Below are 19,867 nucleotides of genomic sequence, written 5' to 3'. Positions count from 1 at the left end.
TTCCATGTTCAAGATTCTCGTTCTGTATTACTCCACCTACGGCCATGTCGAGACGATGGCGCAGGCGGTCGCGGGCGGCGCCGCCGGTGTGCCCGGCGCCACCGTTGTGGTGAAACGCGTGCCCGAGCTGATGTCGGAGGAGGTTGCCCGCAACGTCGGCGCCAAGCTCGATCAGCAAGCGCCGATCGCGACCGTCAGTGAGTTGAAGGAGTACGACGCCATTATTTTCGGAACGCCTACGCGCTTCGGCAATATGGCCGCGCAAATGCGCAACTTCCTCGACCAGGCGGGCGGGCTGTGGGCGCAGAACGCGCTGGTCGGCAAGGTGGGCAGCGCGTTTGTCTCGACTGGCACCGGCGCCGGCAATGAGACCACGCTATCGTCGTTCCACACCACGTTGTTCCATTGCGGGATGACTGTGGTTGGCGTTCCTTACACGGTCGCCGCGCTCAGGAACCTTGACGGGGCCAGAGGGGGCTCACCGCTGGGCGCCGGCACGCTAGCCGGCCCCGACGGCCGCCGCCAGCCCAGCCCCGCAGAGCTGGAAATCGCGGCAGCCCAGGGCGCGCATGTGGCGCAGGTCACGCGTGAGCTTGCGCTGGGCCGCCAGGCGCTGGGGGACGCGCTGTCCTGATTACCGCAGCCAGTTGTACGTGTGAACTTAACCGGGAACCAGGGACGTCAATGCTCGTAGAAGCATGTTCCTGTTCCTTATAACTACAAAATGGAGACATTCATGCATCGCAGTCCAACTCAACCCAATACCCCCCGTATCGCCATCCTCTGCGCGATCGTGCTGGCCTGGAGCTACGCCTCCGCGGCGGACATCGAGACCGGCAACCCCGACCTGAAGCTGCGTTGGGACACCACCTTGAAGTACAGCGCCGCCACGCGTCTGCGTGACGCCAATCCGAGCCTCATCGGGCCGGCCGACGCCAACCTGAACGACGGCGACCGCAACTTCCGCACCAAGGGCCTGGTGTCCAACCGTATCGATATCTTCACCGAGGCGGACATCGTTTACCAGGAGCGGCTCGGCGCCCGTATCAGTGCCGCAGGATGGTACGACACGGTCTATAACCGAGCCAATAAAAACGACTCCGCATTTACCGTCAATAGCGCGTCGGTGCCGGCCAACGAATTCACCGGCGCCACGCGTGATCTGATGGGCCGCAAGGCCGAGCTGCTCGATGCGTTTGTGTTCGGCAGCACCGACATCGGCGACATGCGCGGCACCTTCCGGCTAGGGAAGCACGCGCAGCTCTGGGGTGAAACACTGTTCTTCGGCGCCAACGGCATCGCAGGCGGCATGGCACCGATCGACTTGATCAAGCTGCTGACCGTGCCGGGGTCACAGTTCAAGGAAGTTATGCGACCGGTCAATCAGGCTTCCGCGCAATTGCAGGTGCTGCCCGGCGTCACGGTCGGTGCCTACTATCAGTTCGAGTGGGAAGCCAACCGTATCCCGGCAGTTGGCGCCTACAGCTCCTTTGTGGATGTCTTCGGGGCGGGACGGGAACGCCTGCTCTGGCCCACCGGCGCCTATTTCGCCAGCGCACCCGACATCAAGCCGAGCGACCGCGGTCAGTATGGTTTGCAGCTGCGCTTGCGCCCGTCTGACATGGATGCTGACATCGGCCTGTACGCGATCCGCTATCACCAGAAGGATCCGAACCTCTACATCCGTCCGTTTGCCGGCCAGTCCTTCTTCGGCAACCAGGGCATGCCGGGCCAGCAGGTTGGCGACTTCGCGCTGGCCTACCACGAGGGGACCCGCGCCTACGGCGCCAGCCTGAGCACCACGGTGGGATCAGCCAACGTCGGCTTGGAAGCGTCGCTGCGCGAGAACGCCGCCCTCGTCAATCCCGATGCCTTCGTATTCGGCCCAGGCGCCGACAACCGCGCCAATCCGGCCTATCCGATCGGCCGCTCGGCGCACTTGAACGCCTCCATGATCCAGCTGCTGTCGCCGACGCCGCTGTGGGAAGGGGGTTCGTTCCTTGCCGAAGTCGCATGGAACCGGCTGCTCTCGATCACCAGCAATCCTCAAGTGCTGGAGGTGAACGCGGCGCGCGATGCGTTGGGATTCAGGATGTTGTTCACGCCGACCTATTACCAGGTCAGGGATGGGCTGGACGTGTCGGTGCCGGTCGGGCTGGGCTACAACCCCAAAGGCCGGTCCTCGGTCGTCAGCCTGTTCAACGGCGGCGTCGACAAGGGCGGCGACTTCAGTGTCGGCATCACCGGCAACTATCAGAAGAAGCTGACCTTTGGCCTGACCCTGACCACCTACTTTGGCTCGATGGGCGCGGCGCTGGACGGCCCCAACCTGTCGTTCAAACAATACTACAAGGACCGCAGCAATCTGGCTGCCAACGTCCAGATGTCATTCTAACTGGAGGAGTACGAGACTATGAACAAGAAGCCGATTCAATGGCTCGCCGTGGCACTGGCCATGGCTTGCAGCAACCTGTCCCACGCGGGCGTGAGCGCCGAGGAAGCCCAGAAGCTGAAAACCACGCTGACGCCAGTGGGCGCCGAGCGCGCCGGCAATGCCGACGGCAGCATTCCGGCCTGGAACGACGTGGCCGTGAAAGTGCCGCCCGGCTACAAGTCGGGCGAGCGGCGGCCCGATCCCTTCCCTGGCGAGAAACCGGTGCAGACCATCACTGCCAAGGACATCGACGCCAACGCGGCCAGGCTGTCGGAGGGCGTCAAGGCCTTGCTGCGCAAGTATCCCGACAGCTTCCGGCTGGAGGTATATCCGAGCCACCGCGTCGCCACGCTGCCGCAATGGGTCAACGACAACACCTTCCGCAACGCCACCAGCGCCAGGACCAAGAATGGCGGCAACGCGATCGAAGGCGCCTATGGCGGCATCCCGTTCCCCATACCCAAGACCGGCGCCGAGGTGATGTGGAACCACCTGCTGACCTATGTCGGCCCGTCGACCACCACGAACTACCTGAACTACACCGGGACTGCCGAAGGCAAGCACGTCATTCCATCCAAAGGCCTGACCAAGATCCTGATGCCTTACTACGATCCGAAGAAGGCCTGGACGCCTAACTTCAGCGAGCCCTACATGATGATGCGCGTTTGGCAAACCGATCCACCATTCAAGGCCGGCGAAGCACTGCTGATCTACGATACGCTGGACCGGGGGCGTACGGCCTGGCAGTACCTGCCTGGCCAGCGCCGGGTGCGTAAGGCGCCCACCATCGGCTACGACACGCCGGATGACATCAATTCCGGCCAGCAGTATTTCGACGAAGCCTTCATGTTCTTTGGCGGACTGGATCGGTACGACTGGAAGCTGGTGGGCAAGCAGGAGATGTACATCCCCTATAGCACCAACCGCTGGCAGAACCTGCCGGAAGAGAAGCAGTACGACAAGCACCATATCAACCCGGATGCGTTCCGCTGGGAGAAACACCGCGTGTGGGTGGTTGAAGCAACGCTGGCGGCGGGCAAGCGCCACGTCGTGCCCAAGCGGCGCTACTACCTGGACGAAGACACCTGGGCGATTGTGCTGAGCGATGGCTGGGACGCCGACGGCAAGATTTGGCGGGTCGGCATGAGCATGCCGCAGGTGATGCTGGAGGGGCCGTTCGTGTTGGCGAACCAGCCGTGGATACTGTACAACCTGCAGGCCGGCACTTGGGTGGTGGGTTCCCCCGCCGATTTCGCCAAAGGCCCGTACTACCGCATGGGCGATAATCTGCCGGCGACCTACTTCACGCCGGAAGCCCTGGCCGGGGAAGGCGTGCGATGAAACCGGCAACGCAGACCCTCGATCCAGGCCGGCGGTGCACGGCGCTGGCGCGCCGTGCCGGCGCCGCGCTGATGGTGCTGTGCGCGCTAGGCGCGGGCAGCGCCGGCGCCGCCTCAGGCGGGCAGGGCGCCGGCCCGGACCCGCGGCTCGACCAGGCCGCCGCACCGGCGCTTCGGCCAGCGCAAAGCGCCATGCTGGCGGTCGGCTTGGCGGGGACCCGCGTTGTCGCCGCTGGCGAACGCGGCATCATCCTGCACTCCGATGACTGTGGCGGCACGTGGCGTCAGGCGCGGGTGCCTGCCAGTGTGACGCTGACCGCGCTGTACTTCATCGATGAACGCCAGGGCTGGGCCATCGGCCATGGAGGCATCGTGCTGGTCACTCGCGATGCGGGTGCGACCTGGCAGAAACAGCTGGATGGGCTGGCGATCGCCAAGCTGGCATTGGCCTCTGCGCAGGAAAGGATGCGCGGGGAAAACACCCCCGACGCCCAGCGCGCACTCAGCGATGCCGAACGCCTGATGACGGATGGTGCCGACAAGCCGCTGTTCGCGCTTCACTTCTGGACGCCGCAGCGCGGCATGGTGGTTGGCGCCTACGGCTTGGCGCTGATGACGGAAGATGGCGGCGCGCACTGGCAGTGGGTCGGCGGGCGCATCCCGAATCCCAAGGGCTTGCATCTGTATGGCCTTTGGGCGCGCGAGGACCAGATCTACCTGGTCGGGGAGCAAGGCATGGTATTGCGCTCCGGCGATGGCGGGCGACAGTTCCAGGTCCTGTCCACCCCTTATGCCGGCAGCTATTTCGGCGTGACCAGCACCTCCCGCGGCAATCGTCCAGAACTGGCGATCTACGGCCTGCGCGGCCATGCGTTTCGCATTGCGACGGCGACCAACAGCATTGAGGGGATGAACGTCGGCGTGCAGGCGAGCGTGCTCAGCATGCTGCCGCGCGTGGACGGCGGCACCTTGTTGTTCGACGCTGATGGCCAGGTGGTTGAACTGGCGGAGTCCGGCCGGGATGCGAAGGTGCTGGGCAGCTCGCCGGTCGGACCGGTGCTGGGCGCAGTCTCGGCGTGCGGCGGCAAACTGGTGGTCGCCGGATTGCGCGGCTTGGCCGCCGTCGATCCGGTAGCGATGACGGCGAGCGGAAAAGGAGTATGGAAATGACGGTATCGAACAAGCAGGCTGGCGCGTGGCCGGTGATTGCCAAACTGGCCGATTTCGACACGCGCTCGGGATCTTGGGTGGAGCGCACGCTGTTTAACAACCGCATTTGGGTAGTGGCGCTGTGCGTGCTGATGACGCTGTTCCTGGGCGGCAGCGCGCTGCGCCTGCAACTCAACGGCAGCTTCGAACGCATGATCCCGACCGGACATGAGTTCGTGCGCAACTACCTTGAACACCGCGACGACTTGGCCGGCGTGGGTAACACCCTGCGCATCGCCGTGCACAATCAGGGCGGCACGATCTACGACGCGCCATATCAGGAGACGCTGCGCAAGCTCAACGACGAGGTGTTCCTGGTGCCCGGCGTCGAGCGGCCATTCATGAAATCGCTATGGACGGCGAATACCCGCTGGCTGGGTGTGACCGAGGACGGCCTCGACGGCGGCCCCGTCATCCCGGACAACTTCGACGGCGGCCAACAAAGTATGGCCGAGCTGCGCATGAATGTCGAGCGCTCCGGCGAGATCGGCCGGCTGGTGGCACCGGACCTGCATTCGAGCCTGATCCTGGTGCCCCTGACGGCCGCCAGTGCGGACGGCAAGCCGCTGGACTACCAGGACCTGTCCCATCGTCTGGAGCAATTGCGCGCCAAATATGCCAAGGGGCCCATCAGTATTCATATCACCGGCTTTGCCAAAGTCGCGGGCGACCTGATCGACGGCGTGGCGGCCATGGCCGGCTACTTCGCGCTGGCCCTGGTGATGTGTACGGCTGCCCTGTACGCCTACAGCCGCTGCGTGCGCAGCACGGTGGTGGTGATGACGTGTTCGCTCATCGCGGTGCTGTGGACGCTGGGAGCATTGCAGAAACTGGGCTATGTGCTTGACCCCTACACCGTGCTAGTGCCGTTCCTGGTCTTCGCGATCGGCGCCAGCCATGGCGCCCAGAAAATGAACGGCATCGCCGGCGACGTGGCGAGCGGTACCCACAAGGTGGTGGCGGCGCGCTATACCTTCAGGCGCCTGTTCATCGCCGGACTTACCGCGCTGCTGGCGGACGCCCTGGGATTCGCGGTGCTCACCATCATCGACATCCAGATCATCCGCGACCTGGCGCTGACCGCCGGCATCGGCATGGCCGCTCTGATCCTGACCAATCTGGTGTTGCTGCCCATCCTGCTGTCTTACACCGGTGTGAACGTCCGCAGCCGGGAGGATGGCCGCATGACCCAGGCGATGTGGCGTTGGCTGGTGCGGTTCACCCAGCCGCGCCAGGCGCGTCTGGCCGTGGCTGTGGCGTTGGTGCTGGCCATCGTTGGAACGGCCGGCAGCATGCGCCTGACCGTCGGCGATCTAGACCCTGGTGCGCCCGAGCTCAGGCCCGATTCCCGCTACAACGTTGACAGCGCGTTCATGACTGCCAACTTCCCCTCAAGCAGCGACATGTTCGTGGTGATGGTCAAAACGCCCAAGTTCATGTGCACCCGCCATGAAACGCTGGTCGCGGTCGATGCGCTGGAATGGAAACTCCAGCAACTGCCGGGTGTGGAATCGACCAGTTCCTTTGCGAGCCTTGCCAAGCGCGCGGCAGTCGGCATCAGTGAGGGTAATCCACGCTGGTATGACATGCCCAATCAGGAGACGCTCAACTCGATCACGTCGAGAGCGCCGCGCGAACTGTTCAATCAGGCCTGCGACCTGTTGGCGGTCTATGTCTATCTCAGCGACCACCGGGCGCAAACGCTGGACCGGGTGGTGCGGGAAACGCAGGCCTTCGCCGCGCAGTTTGGCGAGGGTGCGGAAACCCGCTTCCTGCTCGCGGGCGGTAACGCGGGTATTGAAGCGGCCACCAACATCGTCGTCAAAAAATCGAACTGGGTGATGACGCTGCTGGTGTATCTGAGCGTGATGGCGCTGGCGATGCTGACCTTCCGCTCATGGCGCGCGACGCTGGCCGCCATGCTGCCATTGATGCTGACCACGGTCTTGCTGGAGGCGTTGATGGCGGTGCTCGGCATCGGCCTCAAGGTCGCGACCTTGCCGGTGGTGGCGCTGGGCGTGGGGATAGGTGTCGACTATTCGTTGTATGTGCTGAGCGTAACGCTGGGCGCGATGCGTGCCGGCGCCAGCCTTGCCGACGCCTACGCGCTGGCGCTGCGCTTTACCGGGCGCGTCGTCGTGCTCACCGGGCTGACGCTAGCGGCGGCGGTCTTTACCTGGGTTCTGTCCCCCATCCGCTTCCAGGCGGACATGGGGCTGCTGCTGGGCTTCATGTTCATCTGGAACATGCTTGGCGCGCTGATTTTGCTGCCGGCGCTGGCGTACTACCTGCTGAAGCCGGGCCGGATCGCGGTTACGGCCACGCAAGCCAGCACCTCCGTCACTGCACGGGAATGTGCCTGATTCACCTCCTGAACAACGAAAGAAAGGTGTCACCATGATCAAGTTAATCATCGCCGTCAAGCGAAATCCCAGCCTCACCCCGCAGCAATTCCGCGAGCATCTCAGCACGCAGCACGCCCGCCTCATTAAGGCCTGTCCCGCGACCACCAGGTACATGCCCAAGTATGTACAGAACTACTCCCTGCCGGCCGCTCCCGGTGACCCGGAAAACGCTTTCGACGGCTGCGCGGAACTGTACTTCAATACGGTCGAGGACATGCACCGTTTCTTCTCCGATCCAGACTATCTGAGGGACGTGCGTCCCGACGAGGACCGGTTTTCCGATCGGGAGCGCTGCGTGTTCTTCGTGACCGAAGAGCGCCAGGTTATTTAATTTTTGCCACACTACGGAGTCTCCTATGCATATACCCGCACCCAATCCGACGCTGGTCGAACAACTTGTCCAAGCCAACCGCATCCTGTATGACCAGGGTATCGTCGACGGCCTGGGGCACGTCAGCGTCCGGCACGACAGCGCGCCCGACGTCTTCCTGCTGTCCTGCAACCGGGCGCCCGGCCTGGTCAAGCGCCAGGACATCGTCTGCTACAACTACGACGGGGAAGCGATCTCGCCGACGAATGAGCGCTCCTACCTGGAACGCTTCATCCATGCCGAGATTTACCGGGCGCGGCCGGACGTGGTCGCCATCGTCCACAGCCATTCTCCCACGGTGATTCCGTTCGGCGCCACCAAGCATGCGCTGCGCCCGATTTTTCACATGGCAGGATTCCTCGGCGCCGGCGCGGCCCACTTCGACATCCGCGATGGCGCAGGCGATACCGACATGCTGATCCGCAATCCGGCGCTGGGTGCCGACCTGGCGCAATCGCTGGGTGCTTGCAGCTGTGTGCTGATGCCCTACCCGCCAGCCTGGAGCCAGCGGGCCGCCAGTTGCTGAATGCTTTCTGGCGCGAGGCAAGTGCCATCGCCAACGGCCACCTGCAAGCCGCCCAAGCAGGCTGGGAGCAGGAGCGCGGCGAACTGGAGGAGTTCCGCGACCAGCTCGCGGCAGCGTTCGATACCCAGGCCGGCGAACTGACGGCGGCCTACCAAGCCAGCAGCGCATTGCGCGCAGAAATGGGGAAGCGAGAGGAACAGCTGACATTGCTGAAACAGCGTGTCAGCGACGCCGAAACAAACGCGGGTAACGCCCGTGCGGCGCTGGAACACGGCCAGGCACAACTACGGGAACTGCACGAATCGCTACGACAGGCTCAGCTGGCACAGCAGCAGTTGGCGCAGCAGCTGCAAGACCAGCACGTGGCAGCCGCCGTGGCGGCTGAGCGCAACCTTGGCGAGCAAACACGCTACGCAGAACAGCTGGGACAAGCGCGGCAAGAGGTGGCAGGATTGCGCGCCCAACTGGCCGCCACGCTCACTTCCAAGAACGACCTTTTGACTTCCGGAGCCGACGCAAAAAGCAATTCCAAACCACGAAAGGAAAATCGATCATGACCGCACATTTTCTCCATCTGGCATCCCCTGGGCGCGATGGCGCCGCCGCTGTGATCGCCGGCGACTACGATGCATTGCTGCGCCTGCGCACTGCCATCGATACCGCGCTGATCAGCGGCGCCGGCGCGGCGCAGTTCTACTCATCGGACGGCGAGAGCTACGGCATAGTCCTGGTGCGCGAACAAGACATGGGGAGCGCCTGCACGGCCTATAGAAACGAAGCGGAGCCACAACGCTCATTGCGCGAAAACCGTCGGCTGGACCAGCTGGAGCAATTTACACCGGCCGCGCGCATGTTGTTAAGCCTGGGGCCATGATGAGCGATAAGGTCCATCCGCAAATGCGCACCGGCTTCATTACAGAGGCGCCCGCGCGACAACCAGACCTACAACCAGTCTGCCACGCCGCCATGATGCGAGCAGGTTCCGCGATGGCTCCTGCTGAAGCTGTAACTGCCATCCCGGCACTTCGCGCTGGCGCCGGCTGGCACCTTCCCATCGACGCTCTTCGCCGGCGCGTGCACTTCCTGGCCGGCCTTGTTCACGTAATGACCGTGCGTCTGCAGGTCGGCTTCGTTCGGCTCGGCTTTCTTCGGCGCCGTGGCCGGAGCGCTCGTCGGCGGCGCCAACTGCGCATGCGCCGGTCCCGCCAGCAGAATCGCCAGCAGAACAGGCATGATACGAGCGGAGATCCTCATTTGGCGCCTGCCTTGCCTGTCTCCGGATTGACGTTGCCTTTGGTGGACCAGTTATTGTCCTTCGTTCCGTCCTTGGTCGAACGGTCATGCGCCGCGACCTGGGTACCGTTTTTCTTCGTGTAGCCGCCGACATGGATATGTTGCGACTTCGCCCCGTTGCCGGTCACTGCCTTCGATGTGTGGGTGGCGCCAGCCATATGGCCGGCGCCATGCCCACCGCGGGCAAACGCGGGGAATGCGAGGCAGAGCGCGAACATTCCAACGAATATTTTTTCATGAATCTCTCCTGTAACGGCAAAGTGAGCCGGCCGCAAATTCAATTATAGGCAAGTTAACAATAAGAAATCTATCCAAATCCCCAAAAATGGCGATCGCTCGCCGTCGTGTTCTCCAAATGCCGCGAATCCCGCCGGCGGCGAGATTTACTCCCCGTCAAGTCAAGGCGACCGGCCTCCGGCTAGGCTGGTGTTTGGGGGAGCGTTCCATGCAAAGTCACGATCGCCGCCGCCGCGACAGAGCGAAAGCCGCCTTGGTCGACGCTGGGGTCGCCGTCCTCAGCGATGAATCCCACGCCGACACCGCGCCGGACATCGTTCGACGTATTCACGAAGCCGCCGACCAGCCCTACAGCCAGAATTAACTAGTCGTTCCTTCAATAAAAACTTAGGGAGTGGCAATACGAAGGGCCGCAACCGGGCGTATCTGGACACGCTGAACGCCGGCCTAGTCACGTCGACCACGATCTTCGCGCCGCGGCGGGCGGGCAAGACTTCCTTCCTGTTGAAGGATCTATGGCCGGCGGCGGAGAAGGCTGGCTATACGGTGGCCTATGCGGATCTGTGGCAGACCCGCCTGTCGCCCGGCTTGGCCATCGTGCGCGCGCTGGAGCAGGCGCTGGAGCCGAAGGGGCCGTTGCGCGGCTTGGTGGCGAAGGCGCGGGCGCCGGTCAGGAAAATCAAGGGCAAGGCGGAACTGGCGGGCGCCAAGCTGGAGGGGGAGGTCGAACTGGGCGAGGGGGGCCCCAAGGCGCAGGCGGAAACAGCGCTGCAAATCGATGTGCTGATCGAGTCCCTGTGCAGGAAGGCGCCGCTGCTGCTGTTGATCGACGAGGCCCAGGAGCTGGCCAGGACGCGCGAGCACGAAGCGGTGGCGACCGCGTTGCGCACGGCGATCACGAAGAACCAGAAGCGCCTGCGGGTGCTGTTTACCGGCTCGTCGCGGACCAAGCTGGCCCACGTGTTTTCCAACGCCAGCGCGCCGCTGTACTCGACCGGGGCGGCGATCGCGGACTTCCCGCAGTTGGGGCGCGACTTTGTCGAATACGTCGCGCAGCGTTTCGAGGACTCGACGCGGCGCGCGCTGCCGGTGGCGCCGGCATGGACGGCCTTCGTGGCGTTTCACCAGCAGCCGGAGCCCTTTCTGGTGGGCGTGGTGCAGATGGTGCTTAATCCACGTCTGACGCTGGACCAGGCGATGACGGCGGTCGCCGACAATCTGGCGCGGACGGAGAACCATGAGGGCGTGTGGGGCGGGTTCGACGCGTTGCAAAAGGCGTTGGTACGGCTGCTGGTGGATGATCCGATGTTGAAGCCCTTTAGCAAGCCGGTGCTGCTGAAACTGCGCGACGCGGTCGGCGTGGAATCGCTGGCGGCGACCCATGTGCAGCGGGCCATGCAAAAGCTGTCTGGGGTGGTGGTGAAGTCGCCTCGCGACACGTACGAGTTCGAGAGTGAGGCGTTCGCGGAATGGGTGAGGACGTTGGCGGATGGCTGACCTGCCGATGCGCGGCATTTCGGCGTCGCCGAGATGTCGCGGGCTATCGTGCTGCTTTTCGTGCCTAGCGTGTCCGGGATGGCTCGGGCTCCCGGGCCGGCGGCGGGGATGCCGCGCGCCTCGGCCGATCCTGTGTGGGCTGCTGGGCCGCAACCGGCACGCTGCCCGCCTGGCCGTCTTTGCCGCGGGGCGACGGGAAGTCACGGGCGCCGTCGAGGGAGCTGACCTCCCAGTCGTTCCGGTGGGTGTCGAGATAGGTCTTGTCGCCAAGCGGCCGGCCCGACGGATCCCGCTCGTAAACGGGCACGGTGACGTTGCGGGCGCCTCGCCTGCTCAGCAGGATGTCGTCGCCGATGGCCACGCCGCTGTCGCCGATGGCGCGCGCCAGGTCCACACCCCAGATGGTTTGCCGGCCGCGATCCGTTTGCAGGGTGACGAAATAGCTGGACTCCTCATTCGGGTCGTTCTTGTACGGCGCTTCGCCATGTTCGATCAGCTGGCCGAAGTGGGCGCGCCGTTGCAGCATTTGGTCCGAGGCGAGCGCGACCGTCATGGCGATGGTCTGCTCGCTGTCGCCCCGCTTGCGCAGATACGACGCGAGGGCGTCGATCGCGCGTTGTTGCCGCTTGCCGAGGCCTTCCGCCCGGTCTTCGATCGGCGGCGGCGCGGCGTTCCGCGCGACGGGCATGTCGACCGGCGCGGGCTGTGGGCGCGCCGGCGGCAGTTCTCGCTGGATGGTGTTCGGTTTGTCCTGGGCCCGTTCGCTTTGTCGCTCGGCCAGTCTGGCCTTGTCGATGTCGCTGGGGCGGTAGCCGCTGACGTCCATCTCCAGCAGCGCGGCGGCCAGCCATGCTTCGCGTTTGAACTCGTCGCTGCCCCGCAGCTTCAGGCTGGTCCAGCCCTTGGCCTGCGCCAGGGTGACCATGGAATGGGCGACTTCGGCGTCGTCGTGCGCGGTGGCGATGCGTTTTCCCTGGTCTTCGAACGCCAGGGTTTGCTCGCGGTCGCGGAAATAGAATTTGTCGTCGACCACCAGATAACGTATGCGCAAGGCTGGCGGAATGGCATCGGGCGCATCGTTGGCATGCGGTAGCGGTTGCGCGCTACGCTTCGGCCCTTTTTGGGGCGGGGGGGGCTGTGGCGGCGTCTCAGCTTGTCTGGTTGGCGCCGTCGTCGGCTGTGCCGTCTGTCGATCGGCTTGATCTGGCGCTACGGGGCGGATGTAGTCGGCGACGGCGGCGCGCAGCCGATGGAGCGCGCCGATGATGGGCTGTCCGCGCCGGTGGTGTGGAGTTTGCTGGTCGGGCGGCCCGCCGCGGTCCGTGCGCTCCGGTTGTTCATCGGGCGGCTGCGGCCTTGTGTCGGATTCGCGGCCGGGTAGTGCCGCAGGCCGGTCGGGAGGGGGCGACAGCAACCTGGCGACCTTGGCTGAGCGCTTGACGCTGGCTGGTGCAGGCTGCTTGCCCTTTTTCCTCGAGGGCCGCCGCCGGCCGGGCCGTCCTTGGTCCGCCGGCCCGGTGCCGGCGCCGTCTTCGATCTGGTTCATTTCGCTTCTCCGGTTGGAATTTCCGGGGCCCGCGTCGGACGCGCTGCGCCCGCGGTCTCGATGTCGAGGAACATGGCTGCGGCGGGATACCCTGTCCGCGCTGGGTGGCCGCCGGTGGCGCCGGCAGGTGCGGCGGTCAGGTCGATGCCGATGATGTCGGCGGGGACGCCGTGCAGAATCAGGTGATCGCGGACTTGTGCGGCGAGGCGCTCGGTCAAGCGTCGGCGCGCCGGCGTGGGGAGGTTGGCGCCGGTGCTGGCGCGTATCGTGACGCGGGCGCAGGCCTGGGCGGCGGACAGGAGGCGGGCATGCAGTTCGCCGGCGGGGCGGAAGTCTGCGCTGCTCAACGGCAGGGAGAAATGAAAGCCGACGATGCCGGGCCTGAGCTCGATCCAGCCGTCGTCCGCGCTTGCGGAAGCCAGCGGGAGCGCGGCGGCGATCGTCGGCGCGTCGTCGGTCTTGGCCCAGGACGCCAGTAATTGTGTGGCCTCGCGCAACTGGTTTTCCAGCGTGGCGATGCGTTGTGCTTTGCTTGTTTCGGCACGGGACGCCAGACCGGTCTGTCTTGTATGGTCGAGATAGGCGTCGATGCGGTCCTGGGTGTTGGCCGGGACGCGCTGGCCGCCATCGGGCATGGCGGGTTTGGGGGCTGAGCTGCATGCGCCCAGCAGCAGCGCAAGCGGCAATGTGTGGCGAAGGTGCATGGTGGCCTCCCGAGTTCAGTTGTCCAATGCGGACAGGTCTATCTTGATGGGCGGGATGTCGCCCGCTTCGATGGCGTTGCTTTCCAGGGACTCGATGGTGTTGTTCCCGACGCGATCGCTGCCCGGCGTGGCGTCGTCGCCGGCCGCATCGAATAGCGCCAGCTGCGCGAAGAAGGCGTCGACCACCGCGCCGGCTTCTTCAGCCGATGGCCGGGCCGGATCGCTGAACGCCGGCAGCTGTATCGGCGCGGCGGGTGTCGCGGCGTTCTTGCGCTTGGCCTTGCGGGGCTGCGTGTCTTGGGGCCGTGGTCGACGCGTCAAGGTCGCCGGTGAAATGGGCTGTATGTCGATGCTCATTTCGTGCAGCACGAAGGCCGCATGCTTGATGGCGGCTTCAGTGGGGACGACCTTGAAGGCATTGCGCAGCCCCGCCCGGCGCAGCGCGCCGCGCCAGCCGTGCTTGTCCAGCGCGGCCAGCGTCGGGCTGACCGACTTCATGCGGTCGAGGAAGCGGTGGTCGTGGTAGTAGAGCGCCTTGTCGCACAGGATGGGACGGCAGTAGCGGGCGAAGACGATCTGCCGGTTCCTGGGCATGAATTTGAGTTCCTGCGGCAGCATCAGTGCGCGCGCCTGTTCCGACGTGTGTTCGGATTGCGAACTGCCGCCCGCCGCGGTGCTGGTCCGGCTGCTGCCCCTGGAGGTGACGAACAAGGTGAGGTAGCCCAGCATCTTGCTGTACTCGTCGGCATCCTGTTGCTCGCTGGGCGGATAGGCGATCCGTATCGTGTGGTCGGTGATCAGCGTGCGGGCGTCGGCTTCGCCGTAGGTCGACACCAGCTGCGATAGGCTTTGCACGGTGGTCAGCAGGCGCAGGCGGTAGCCGCGGATATAGGCGTTCGATTTGGCGATGATGGCGAGCTTGCCGATCGCGGTGATCTCGTCGAGCACCAGCAGGCATTCATGGCGCAGCGTGGGGTCGTTTTCCGGCAGCTGTTTGGTGTTGAGGTTGATCAGCTGCGAGAAAAAGATATTGGCCAGCACCCCGGCGTCGTTGACGCGGTTGGGCGGGATGCCGAGAAAGATGGACATGCGCTGCCTGCGCACGGCGCCGAGGTCGAAATCCGATGCGCAGGTGGCGGCATCAACGATGGGGTTGGCGAAGATCAGCAGCGGGGCGTTGAAGGTGGAGATGATGTTGCCGACCGTTTCGGCCGAGGCGGACAGGAAGCGGTTGATGGCGTCGACGCAGGCGTCGCTCAGTGGTCGATCGCTGTCGCCGCGTTGCTCCAGGATGTCCTGCAAATGCTGTTTGAGCGGCTGCCCGGCGCCGGACGATTGGCGGAATACCTCGCCCAGGGTGCAGGGCAACTCCGGGGTCTCCATCAGATACAGGACCAGGGCCAGAAACAGGTTGCGGGCGTTGTCGTTCCAGAATTTTTCGCGTGGATGGCAGTCGCTGGGATAGAAGGCCTGGCCGATGGCCAGGATGTCGCCGATGCGGAACAGCGAGTCGCGGTCGATGTTGTCGAGCATGTTCCAGCGGTGGGTTTTGCCGTCCTCGGCGAACGGCGCCCACAGGAAGACTTGCTGTCCGTTGCGTTGGCGGTATAGGGAGGTGTAGCGGAAGTTTTCCAGCTTGAGGTCGAACACCGCCACCGAATCGGCATAGTTCAGTAGATTGGGCACGACCACCGCCGTTCCCTTGTCGGCGCCGGTCGGCGCGGCCAGCAGCACGAACTGCTGGTCCTTGGCGGTCAGGTAGCGGCCGCGGTATTTGCCGACGATGATCTCGCTCATAGCAGTCCGGCCTTCCGGATTTCCGTCCCGCTGGCCCAGCGTGCGTCGCCGTGCAGCGTGCTGGGACGGCGGCTCGACTCGATCAACAGCCACAGCGGTGCTATCAGCACCGGACTGGCGCCGATGAGCGCCGCCGCGATCAGGCGCCGCCGCTCGGCGGGATCGTTCGACCAGGCCAGCCAGAAGCGGTACCAGGTGTATGGACTGACGTGGCGCGGCACGGTCCTGTGCAGCAGATAGCTGGCGCAGCCGGCGAGGTAGGCGCACAGGGTGGCGGCCGCGCACAGCAAGGCCAGGCCCAGCAGCGCAAGCAGCACGATCCAAAGGGTGCGCCGTATCATGGCTGGCCTCCCGCGTGCGGCGGCTGGACGGCGCCGGTGCGTTCGCGCAGCTTGGCGACCGGGTCGTAGCTGACCTCCGACACATAGCGCTCCTTGCGCAGCGGCGTGCCGTCGTCGGCATACACCCGTCTGACCCGGATATGCAGGATGATGTCGATGGTCAGCGCCACCAGGCGCTTGAGGGCGTCCGTGTCGTAGATCGCCGCTTGCGGGTGCTCCTTGCACATGAAGACATAGCGTTCCAGGGCAAGCGCGCAGGATTCGGCGTGGAAGCTGGAGATCGCGCCGCTGTGGCCGGTGGTCAGCAGTTTGAGGAAGTCGAACGCTTCGCTTCCGCGCAATTCCGCCAGCAGCACGCGGTCCGGCTTCATGCGCATGCAGCTGGCGATCAGCTCGGCGGGCGTGATGGTGGCGGTGCCCTGGTCGCCCTTGTTGTACAGCATGTGGACGCGGTTCGGGTGGCGCGGCAGAAACAGTTCCCGCACGTCCTCGATGGTGATTAGACGTTCGTCGGCGGGGATGTAGTGGCAGGCCGCCTTCATCAGCGAGGTCTTGCCGCAGCCGGTGTCGCCGACGAACACCAGGTTGAGCTTGTGCCGTATCGCGGTCTTGAGGAACTGCGCGAGGCGGCGCTGTTCCAGGCAGGCCAACAGCTCCCTCTGCACCGGGTCCAGTTGGTCGCGATGGGCCGCCAGGCCGGCGGGCCGGGCCCATTGATAATGGTCGAAGAATCCCTGCTGCTGGTATGCGTCGAGTTCGCGCGTGCTGGCGTCGGGGATGCGTATGGTCATCGACACGGTATGGTCTTCCACCGCCGGCGGCACGGCGATCTGTATCCGCTCCAGGCCGGGCAGCTGGGTGCACAGCAGCGGCGCGTGCTGGTCGATGCGCTGGTTGCCGTAGGAAGCGATGGCGGTGGCCAGGCTGTGGCAGCGTTGCAAGGTCAATGCGGGCATCGCCCGGAACTGCCACAGCGGGCCGGCTTCGAAGAACACTTCGCCGGGGCGGTTGATGGCGATCTCGGTGATGCCGGGGATCTCCAGGAATTCGGCCAGCGGCGCGAACAGCTGGCGCACCGAGGCGTCCATCGGCAGCGGCTCATTGGGTGCGCAGTGCATAGATCTTCCCGAAGTCGAGGTCGCGCGCGACGGTGATGCTGGCGCGGTCGCCCTGGTTTTTATAGATGGTGGGTTTGATGTTGATGGTGCTGTTGAGGATGCGCTCGGCGAGGCGGTTGCCGGCTTCCGTGGTGTTCTGGAACACCGCGATGCCGGTGGCGGCATTGCCATTGCCGTTGCCGGCGGTGGCCTTGGCGGTTTCGTAGCCGATCGCGTCCTGCACCATGGATAGCAGGAAGGCCGCGCCCACCCGCTCGCTCCAGCGGTTGTCGACATAGCCTTCCAGGCCGGAAGTGCCCAGCGCGTCGGCGGCCGGCGAGTTGAGGTTGACCAGCACGCCCTTGGGGGTCTTCAGGCGCGTCCACAGGATGAACAGGCGGCGCTGTCCTTGCTCGGAGACGGCGACATAGTCGCCGGTGGCCACCGACCCCTGTTCCGCCAGCACCACGTTGCCGCTGTCGCCGTAGACGGCGGACGACAACACGCAGACGGCCATGCCCGAGACCTCGCTGATGATACGCAGCGACAGGTTGCAATCGATGGTGCGTCCCTCCGGCAGTATCAGGTCGCGGTCGCCCATCAGCGTGGCTTGCACCGGCGCCGTCGGCGTCGCCTGCAACAGGGGCTTGAGCTTGCCCTGCGGGCTGGCGACCTGGTTGCCGGCGGGCGCTTCCGCCAGGCGTTGCGCCGTCGTTGCCGTCGTTGCCGGCGCGGATGCCGGCGTCGCCAGGCCGGGGCTATCGGTGTTTTCCGGGGAAAGGAATTGCGGCGGCGTTGCTGCGGTGCTCAGCAGGACGTCGCCGCCATAGCGGCTGGGCGCAGGTGCGGCCTGAGGCGGCGTTGGCACTGGCACCGCCGTTCCCATCGGTGCCTGAGTGGGCGTCGCGTTTGCTGCGCCGGTCTGTTGTAGGAACAGCAATTGGCCGTTTTGGCATATCCGCGCCACCTGTCCGTTGGGTGCCGTCATGGGCTTGCCGTCGATGGCGGTCAAGACTTGGCTGGGACCGCCGTCGTCGCAGACGGCGGCGCTGGCCGGCGGCGTCTGGGTTGGCTTGGAGGACGGTGTGGGCGCGGCATCGCTGAAGTGGCGCCTTGCCGGGGCCGCCTTCGGATGCTCCAATTGGTTACTGGCCTCGTTGGTCTTGGCTGTCGCGGACCGCGCGGCCCAGTAGCGGTGTGCCGCCATGGCGCAGCCAACCACGGCCAGCGCGACCAGGAGCACCAGCAGGCCCAGCTTGGTTGCGATGCTGTTGGGAGCGCCGCTGCGGCTGTTGACGGAGACGATGCGATCAGCCGGCTCGGCGCTGTTTTCGGTGGTGGCGTCGGCGTTCATGGTGTCTCTTTCCGTACCGTTCGCACCAGGCCGTCGATGGTGGTGCCGTCCTTGGGCGGGATGCCGTAGGAGTCGAATGCGTCGTTCCAGATTCCGATGGTCGCGCCGCCCAGCCTGAGGACGAAGCGGCGCCCCATGCGTTCCACCACCGTCAAGCCGGCATCCGATGTATCGATGTGAAAGTTGACCCGCGCCTCTTCGCCGGACGGCGAGACGTGGTAGATCGTCGGCAGTTCGCGGTTGGCGGGGAACTGGAAGTAGGTGAAGCGGCCATCGTCGAAGACAAGCGCGGGAATGATGTCCTCGGCGCCAGGTAGGACCTGCATGGTGTAGCGCCAGTTGCGCGGTTGCGGCCTGGCTTCCCGGATGGCGGTGTCCACGGTGGCTGGTGCCGCGGCTTGGGAGCTTGCTGCGCGCAGCAATTGTTCCAGTTGCTGCGTCCGCGGCGTCTGCGGATAGCGGAAGACGACTCGGTAGACGGCGCCGTCGGATGCGCGGGGCGTGGCTCCGCGCGCCGGCGCGTCGGCGGCGACCTCAAATTTAAAGCTGTAGTCGCGCTTGTCGGTGCGCAGTTCCAGGTTGTTGTGGGTGGCGCCGTCCTTGGGTTTCACCAGCACCTGGTTACTGCCGGGGTCGGCATGTATGCACCATTCTAGTTCTGGCTTTGCGCAGTCGGCGGGGAAGCCGGTGCCGGTGCCGTCGCGCTGGATCTTCTCGTCGCTGGCCAATACGATGCGGCTGGCGGTTCCACGCTGGACGGTGATCACCGTCACTTCGTCGGGCCGGTAGACGGCATAACGGATTTGGGGATCGCTACCGACCGGTTGCGGCGTCTGGGCGGCGTAAGCCGTCGCGCACATCAGCGTCAGTATCATCGTGGAGGATGTGGATGTTCTCATGTCACTCTCCGCTGGGCGCGGCAGCGGGATTGCCACCGGAGGCTTCGATCGGCGCCAGTTCGCTGTCCACGCGGTAGGCCGTGGTTTGGAATCCGAGCGGGTTCTTAAGCAATTCCTGCTCCTTGCCGAACATGGTCGGCTTGTACGTGTAGGTCATGGCGGCGACGAAGTACTGGGCGGGCTCGGCGACGTTGCTGTCGATTCGGCGCAGGACCTTGCTGAAGCGTACGGTCGCGTGCTGGCCGACAGCGTTGGTGGCGACCTGTATGCTCAAGACGGTGACCTTGATTTCGATGCCGGAGCCATACGTCTTGTCGCGGGCGTTGGGGCCGTCATAGATGCGGCTGAAGTCCTTGCCGACGTCTTCGGTGCTGAGTGCCAGTACCGTGTCGTAGTCCTCTTGCAGAAACCGATAGAAGTAGGATTCGTGCGCGATCACGTAGCGTCGTAGCCAGAATTTGTCGAGCATCTCCTGATAGCCCTTGATCGTGCGGTCATCGACTGTGCCGATGAACTCGACGTTGCCTGATGTCCGGTCCAGCGCGAACAGGTAGGGCACGTTGCGGCGGTAGGGCGCCAGCAGGGCCAGTCCGGCCACGGCGGCGAGGGCGGTAAGGGTGGCGCCGCCGGCGACCCACCACGCGCGGAGTTCCGAGCGCTCGCGCATGAGTTCCCGGTCGGTTTCCCATGAACGGGCGGCGGTAAAGTATTGAGGATCTAGATCCATGTTTCTGGCTCCATCGCTGCGAGAATGCCTGCGGTCTGACGGTACGGGCTACGGCTTGCCGCCGGGCGGCACATAGGTGAACGTGTCGCTG

21 protein-coding genes are annotated in these 19,867 nt (G+C 65.0%); 11 read left to right on the top strand and 10 right to left on the bottom strand.

The genetic code is table 11. The features are described 5' to 3' along the window. The first annotated feature begins 4 nt into the window (after positions 1 to 4). From wrbA to HUX88_RS03340, 9 genes are all read left to right on the top strand, one after another. Positions 5 to 634, top strand: coding sequence for an NAD(P)H:quinone oxidoreductase (wrbA, locus tag HUX88_RS03380; RefSeq protein WP_176360859.1), 630 nt, complete (start codon positions 5 to 7; stop codon positions 632 to 634). Positions 635 to 736: 102 nt separating this feature from the next. Continuing rightward, positions 737 to 2,395: a DUF1302 domain-containing protein gene (locus HUX88_RS03375; RefSeq protein WP_176360858.1), complete on the top strand. Its 1,659-nt coding sequence runs from the start codon at positions 737 to 739 to the stop codon at positions 2,393 to 2,395. Positions 2,396 to 2,413: 18 nt separating this feature from the next. Next, complete coding sequence (locus HUX88_RS03370; RefSeq protein WP_176360857.1) at positions 2,414 to 3,775, top strand: DUF1329 domain-containing protein; 1,362 nt, start codon at positions 2,414 to 2,416, stop codon at positions 3,773 to 3,775. Further along, entirely contained in the window at positions 3,772 to 4,944 is a 1,173-nt protein-coding gene (locus HUX88_RS03365) for a YCF48-related protein (protein ID WP_176360856.1), read from the top strand. Before HUX88_RS03370 ends, HUX88_RS03365 begins: the two co-directional genes overlap by 4 nt. After that, the gene (locus HUX88_RS03360; protein ID WP_373886745.1) at positions 4,935 to 7,346 is read left to right on the top strand and encodes an RND family transporter; all 2,412 of its coding nucleotides are present in this window, start codon (positions 4,935 to 4,937) and stop codon (positions 7,344 to 7,346) included. Before HUX88_RS03365 ends, HUX88_RS03360 begins: the two co-directional genes overlap by 10 nt. A 34-nt stretch (positions 7,347 to 7,380) precedes the next feature. After that, positions 7,381 to 7,719: an EthD domain-containing protein gene (locus HUX88_RS03355; RefSeq protein WP_176360854.1), complete on the top strand. Its 339-nt coding sequence runs from the start codon at positions 7,381 to 7,383 to the stop codon at positions 7,717 to 7,719. Between the two features lie 25 nt (positions 7,720 to 7,744). Beyond that, positions 7,745 to 8,284, top strand: coding sequence for a class II aldolase/adducin family protein (locus HUX88_RS03350; RefSeq protein ID WP_176360853.1), 540 nt, complete (start codon positions 7,745 to 7,747; stop codon positions 8,282 to 8,284). Next, complete coding sequence (locus HUX88_RS03345) at positions 8,278 to 8,841, top strand: hypothetical protein (RefSeq protein ID WP_176360852.1); 564 nt, start codon at positions 8,278 to 8,280, stop codon at positions 8,839 to 8,841. Before HUX88_RS03350 ends, HUX88_RS03345 begins: the two co-directional genes overlap by 7 nt. Next, positions 8,838 to 9,158 (top strand): hypothetical protein, encoded by a 321-nt coding sequence (locus HUX88_RS03340; protein ID WP_176360851.1) that lies wholly within the window; start codon positions 8,838 to 8,840, stop codon positions 9,156 to 9,158. The genes HUX88_RS03345 and HUX88_RS03340 overlap by 4 nt, the downstream gene beginning before the upstream one ends. Before the next feature lie 68 nt (positions 9,159 to 9,226). Here HUX88_RS03340 and HUX88_RS03335 read toward each other — a convergent pair whose 3' ends face one another. Together HUX88_RS03335 and HUX88_RS03330 are read right to left on the bottom strand one after the other, a co-directional pair. Beyond that, the gene (locus tag HUX88_RS03335) at positions 9,227 to 9,517 is read right to left on the bottom strand and encodes a DUF3761 domain-containing protein (protein WP_229219184.1); all 291 of its coding nucleotides are present in this window, start codon (positions 9,515 to 9,517) and stop codon (positions 9,227 to 9,229) included. Positions 9,518 to 9,534: 17 nt separating this feature from the next. After that, on the bottom strand, positions 9,535 to 9,795 hold the full coding sequence (locus HUX88_RS03330; RefSeq protein ID WP_176360849.1) for a hypothetical protein: 261 nt from the start codon (positions 9,793 to 9,795) through the stop codon (positions 9,535 to 9,537). A gap of 227 nt (positions 9,796 to 10,022) precedes the next feature. On the opposite strand from HUX88_RS03330, the gene HUX88_RS03325 reads away from it, so the two are divergent. Together HUX88_RS03325 and HUX88_RS03320 are read left to right on the top strand one after the other, a co-directional pair. Next, the gene (locus tag HUX88_RS03325) at positions 10,023 to 10,178 is read left to right on the top strand and encodes a hypothetical protein (RefSeq protein ID WP_176360848.1); all 156 of its coding nucleotides are present in this window, start codon (positions 10,023 to 10,025) and stop codon (positions 10,176 to 10,178) included. A gap of 140 nt (positions 10,179 to 10,318) precedes the next feature. Beyond that, positions 10,319 to 11,311: a hypothetical protein gene (locus HUX88_RS03320; protein ID WP_229219183.1), complete on the top strand. Its 993-nt coding sequence runs from the start codon at positions 10,319 to 10,321 to the stop codon at positions 11,309 to 11,311. Positions 11,312 to 11,375: 64 nt separating this feature from the next. Here the strand turns inward: HUX88_RS03320 and HUX88_RS03315 are convergent, their stop codons facing one another. The 8 genes from HUX88_RS03315 to HUX88_RS03280 are packed head-to-tail and all read right to left on the bottom strand — an operon-like array spanning position 11,376 to position 19,776. Beyond that, the gene (locus HUX88_RS03315; protein ID WP_176360847.1) at positions 11,376 to 12,857 is read right to left on the bottom strand and encodes an LPD7 domain-containing protein; all 1,482 of its coding nucleotides are present in this window, start codon (positions 12,855 to 12,857) and stop codon (positions 11,376 to 11,378) included. Then, complete coding sequence (locus HUX88_RS03310) at positions 12,854 to 13,561, bottom strand: hypothetical protein (RefSeq protein WP_176360846.1); 708 nt, start codon at positions 13,559 to 13,561, stop codon at positions 12,854 to 12,856. Before HUX88_RS03310 ends, HUX88_RS03315 begins: the two co-directional genes overlap by 4 nt. Positions 13,562 to 13,576: 15 nt before the next feature. Continuing rightward, positions 13,577 to 15,358, bottom strand: a complete 1,782-nt coding sequence (locus tag HUX88_RS03305) for a type IV secretory system conjugative DNA transfer family protein (RefSeq protein ID WP_176360845.1) — start codon at positions 15,356 to 15,358, stop codon at positions 13,577 to 13,579. Beyond that, positions 15,355 to 15,699, bottom strand: coding sequence for a hypothetical protein (locus tag HUX88_RS03300; RefSeq protein WP_176360844.1), 345 nt, complete (start codon positions 15,697 to 15,699; stop codon positions 15,355 to 15,357). Before HUX88_RS03300 ends, HUX88_RS03305 begins: the two co-directional genes overlap by 4 nt. Beyond that, a complete protein-coding gene (gene virB11 / locus HUX88_RS03295) occupies positions 15,696 to 16,817 on the bottom strand; it encodes a P-type DNA transfer ATPase VirB11 (protein ID WP_176360843.1) in 1,122 nt (373 codons plus the stop codon). The genes HUX88_RS03300 and virB11 overlap by 4 nt, the downstream gene beginning before the upstream one ends. Continuing rightward, positions 16,798 to 18,150, bottom strand: a complete 1,353-nt coding sequence (gene virB10, locus HUX88_RS03290) for a type IV secretion system protein VirB10 (RefSeq protein WP_176360842.1) — start codon at positions 18,148 to 18,150, stop codon at positions 16,798 to 16,800. Before virB10 ends, virB11 begins: the two co-directional genes overlap by 20 nt. Further along, positions 18,147 to 19,049 carry a TrbG/VirB9 family P-type conjugative transfer protein gene (locus HUX88_RS03285; RefSeq protein ID WP_176360841.1) on the bottom strand — a complete coding sequence of 301 codons (903 nt, stop codon included), beginning with the start codon at positions 19,047 to 19,049 and terminating at the stop codon, positions 18,147 to 18,149. The genes virB10 and HUX88_RS03285 overlap by 4 nt, the downstream gene beginning before the upstream one ends. 1 nt (position 19,050) lies before the next feature. Then, positions 19,051 to 19,776: a virB8 family protein gene (locus HUX88_RS03280; RefSeq protein ID WP_176360840.1), complete on the bottom strand. Its 726-nt coding sequence runs from the start codon at positions 19,774 to 19,776 to the stop codon at positions 19,051 to 19,053. Positions 19,777 to 19,867: the final 91 nt, after the last annotated feature.

It is taken from the genome of Duganella sp. BJB1802 (genome assembly GCF_013369445.1).
Classification (GTDB): Bacteria; Pseudomonadota; Gammaproteobacteria; order Burkholderiales; family Burkholderiaceae_D; genus Rugamonas; species Rugamonas vulcania_A.
The sequence above is the reverse complement of the archived record's forward strand: the minus strand, read 5'-3'. Positions and strand labels throughout refer to the sequence as shown.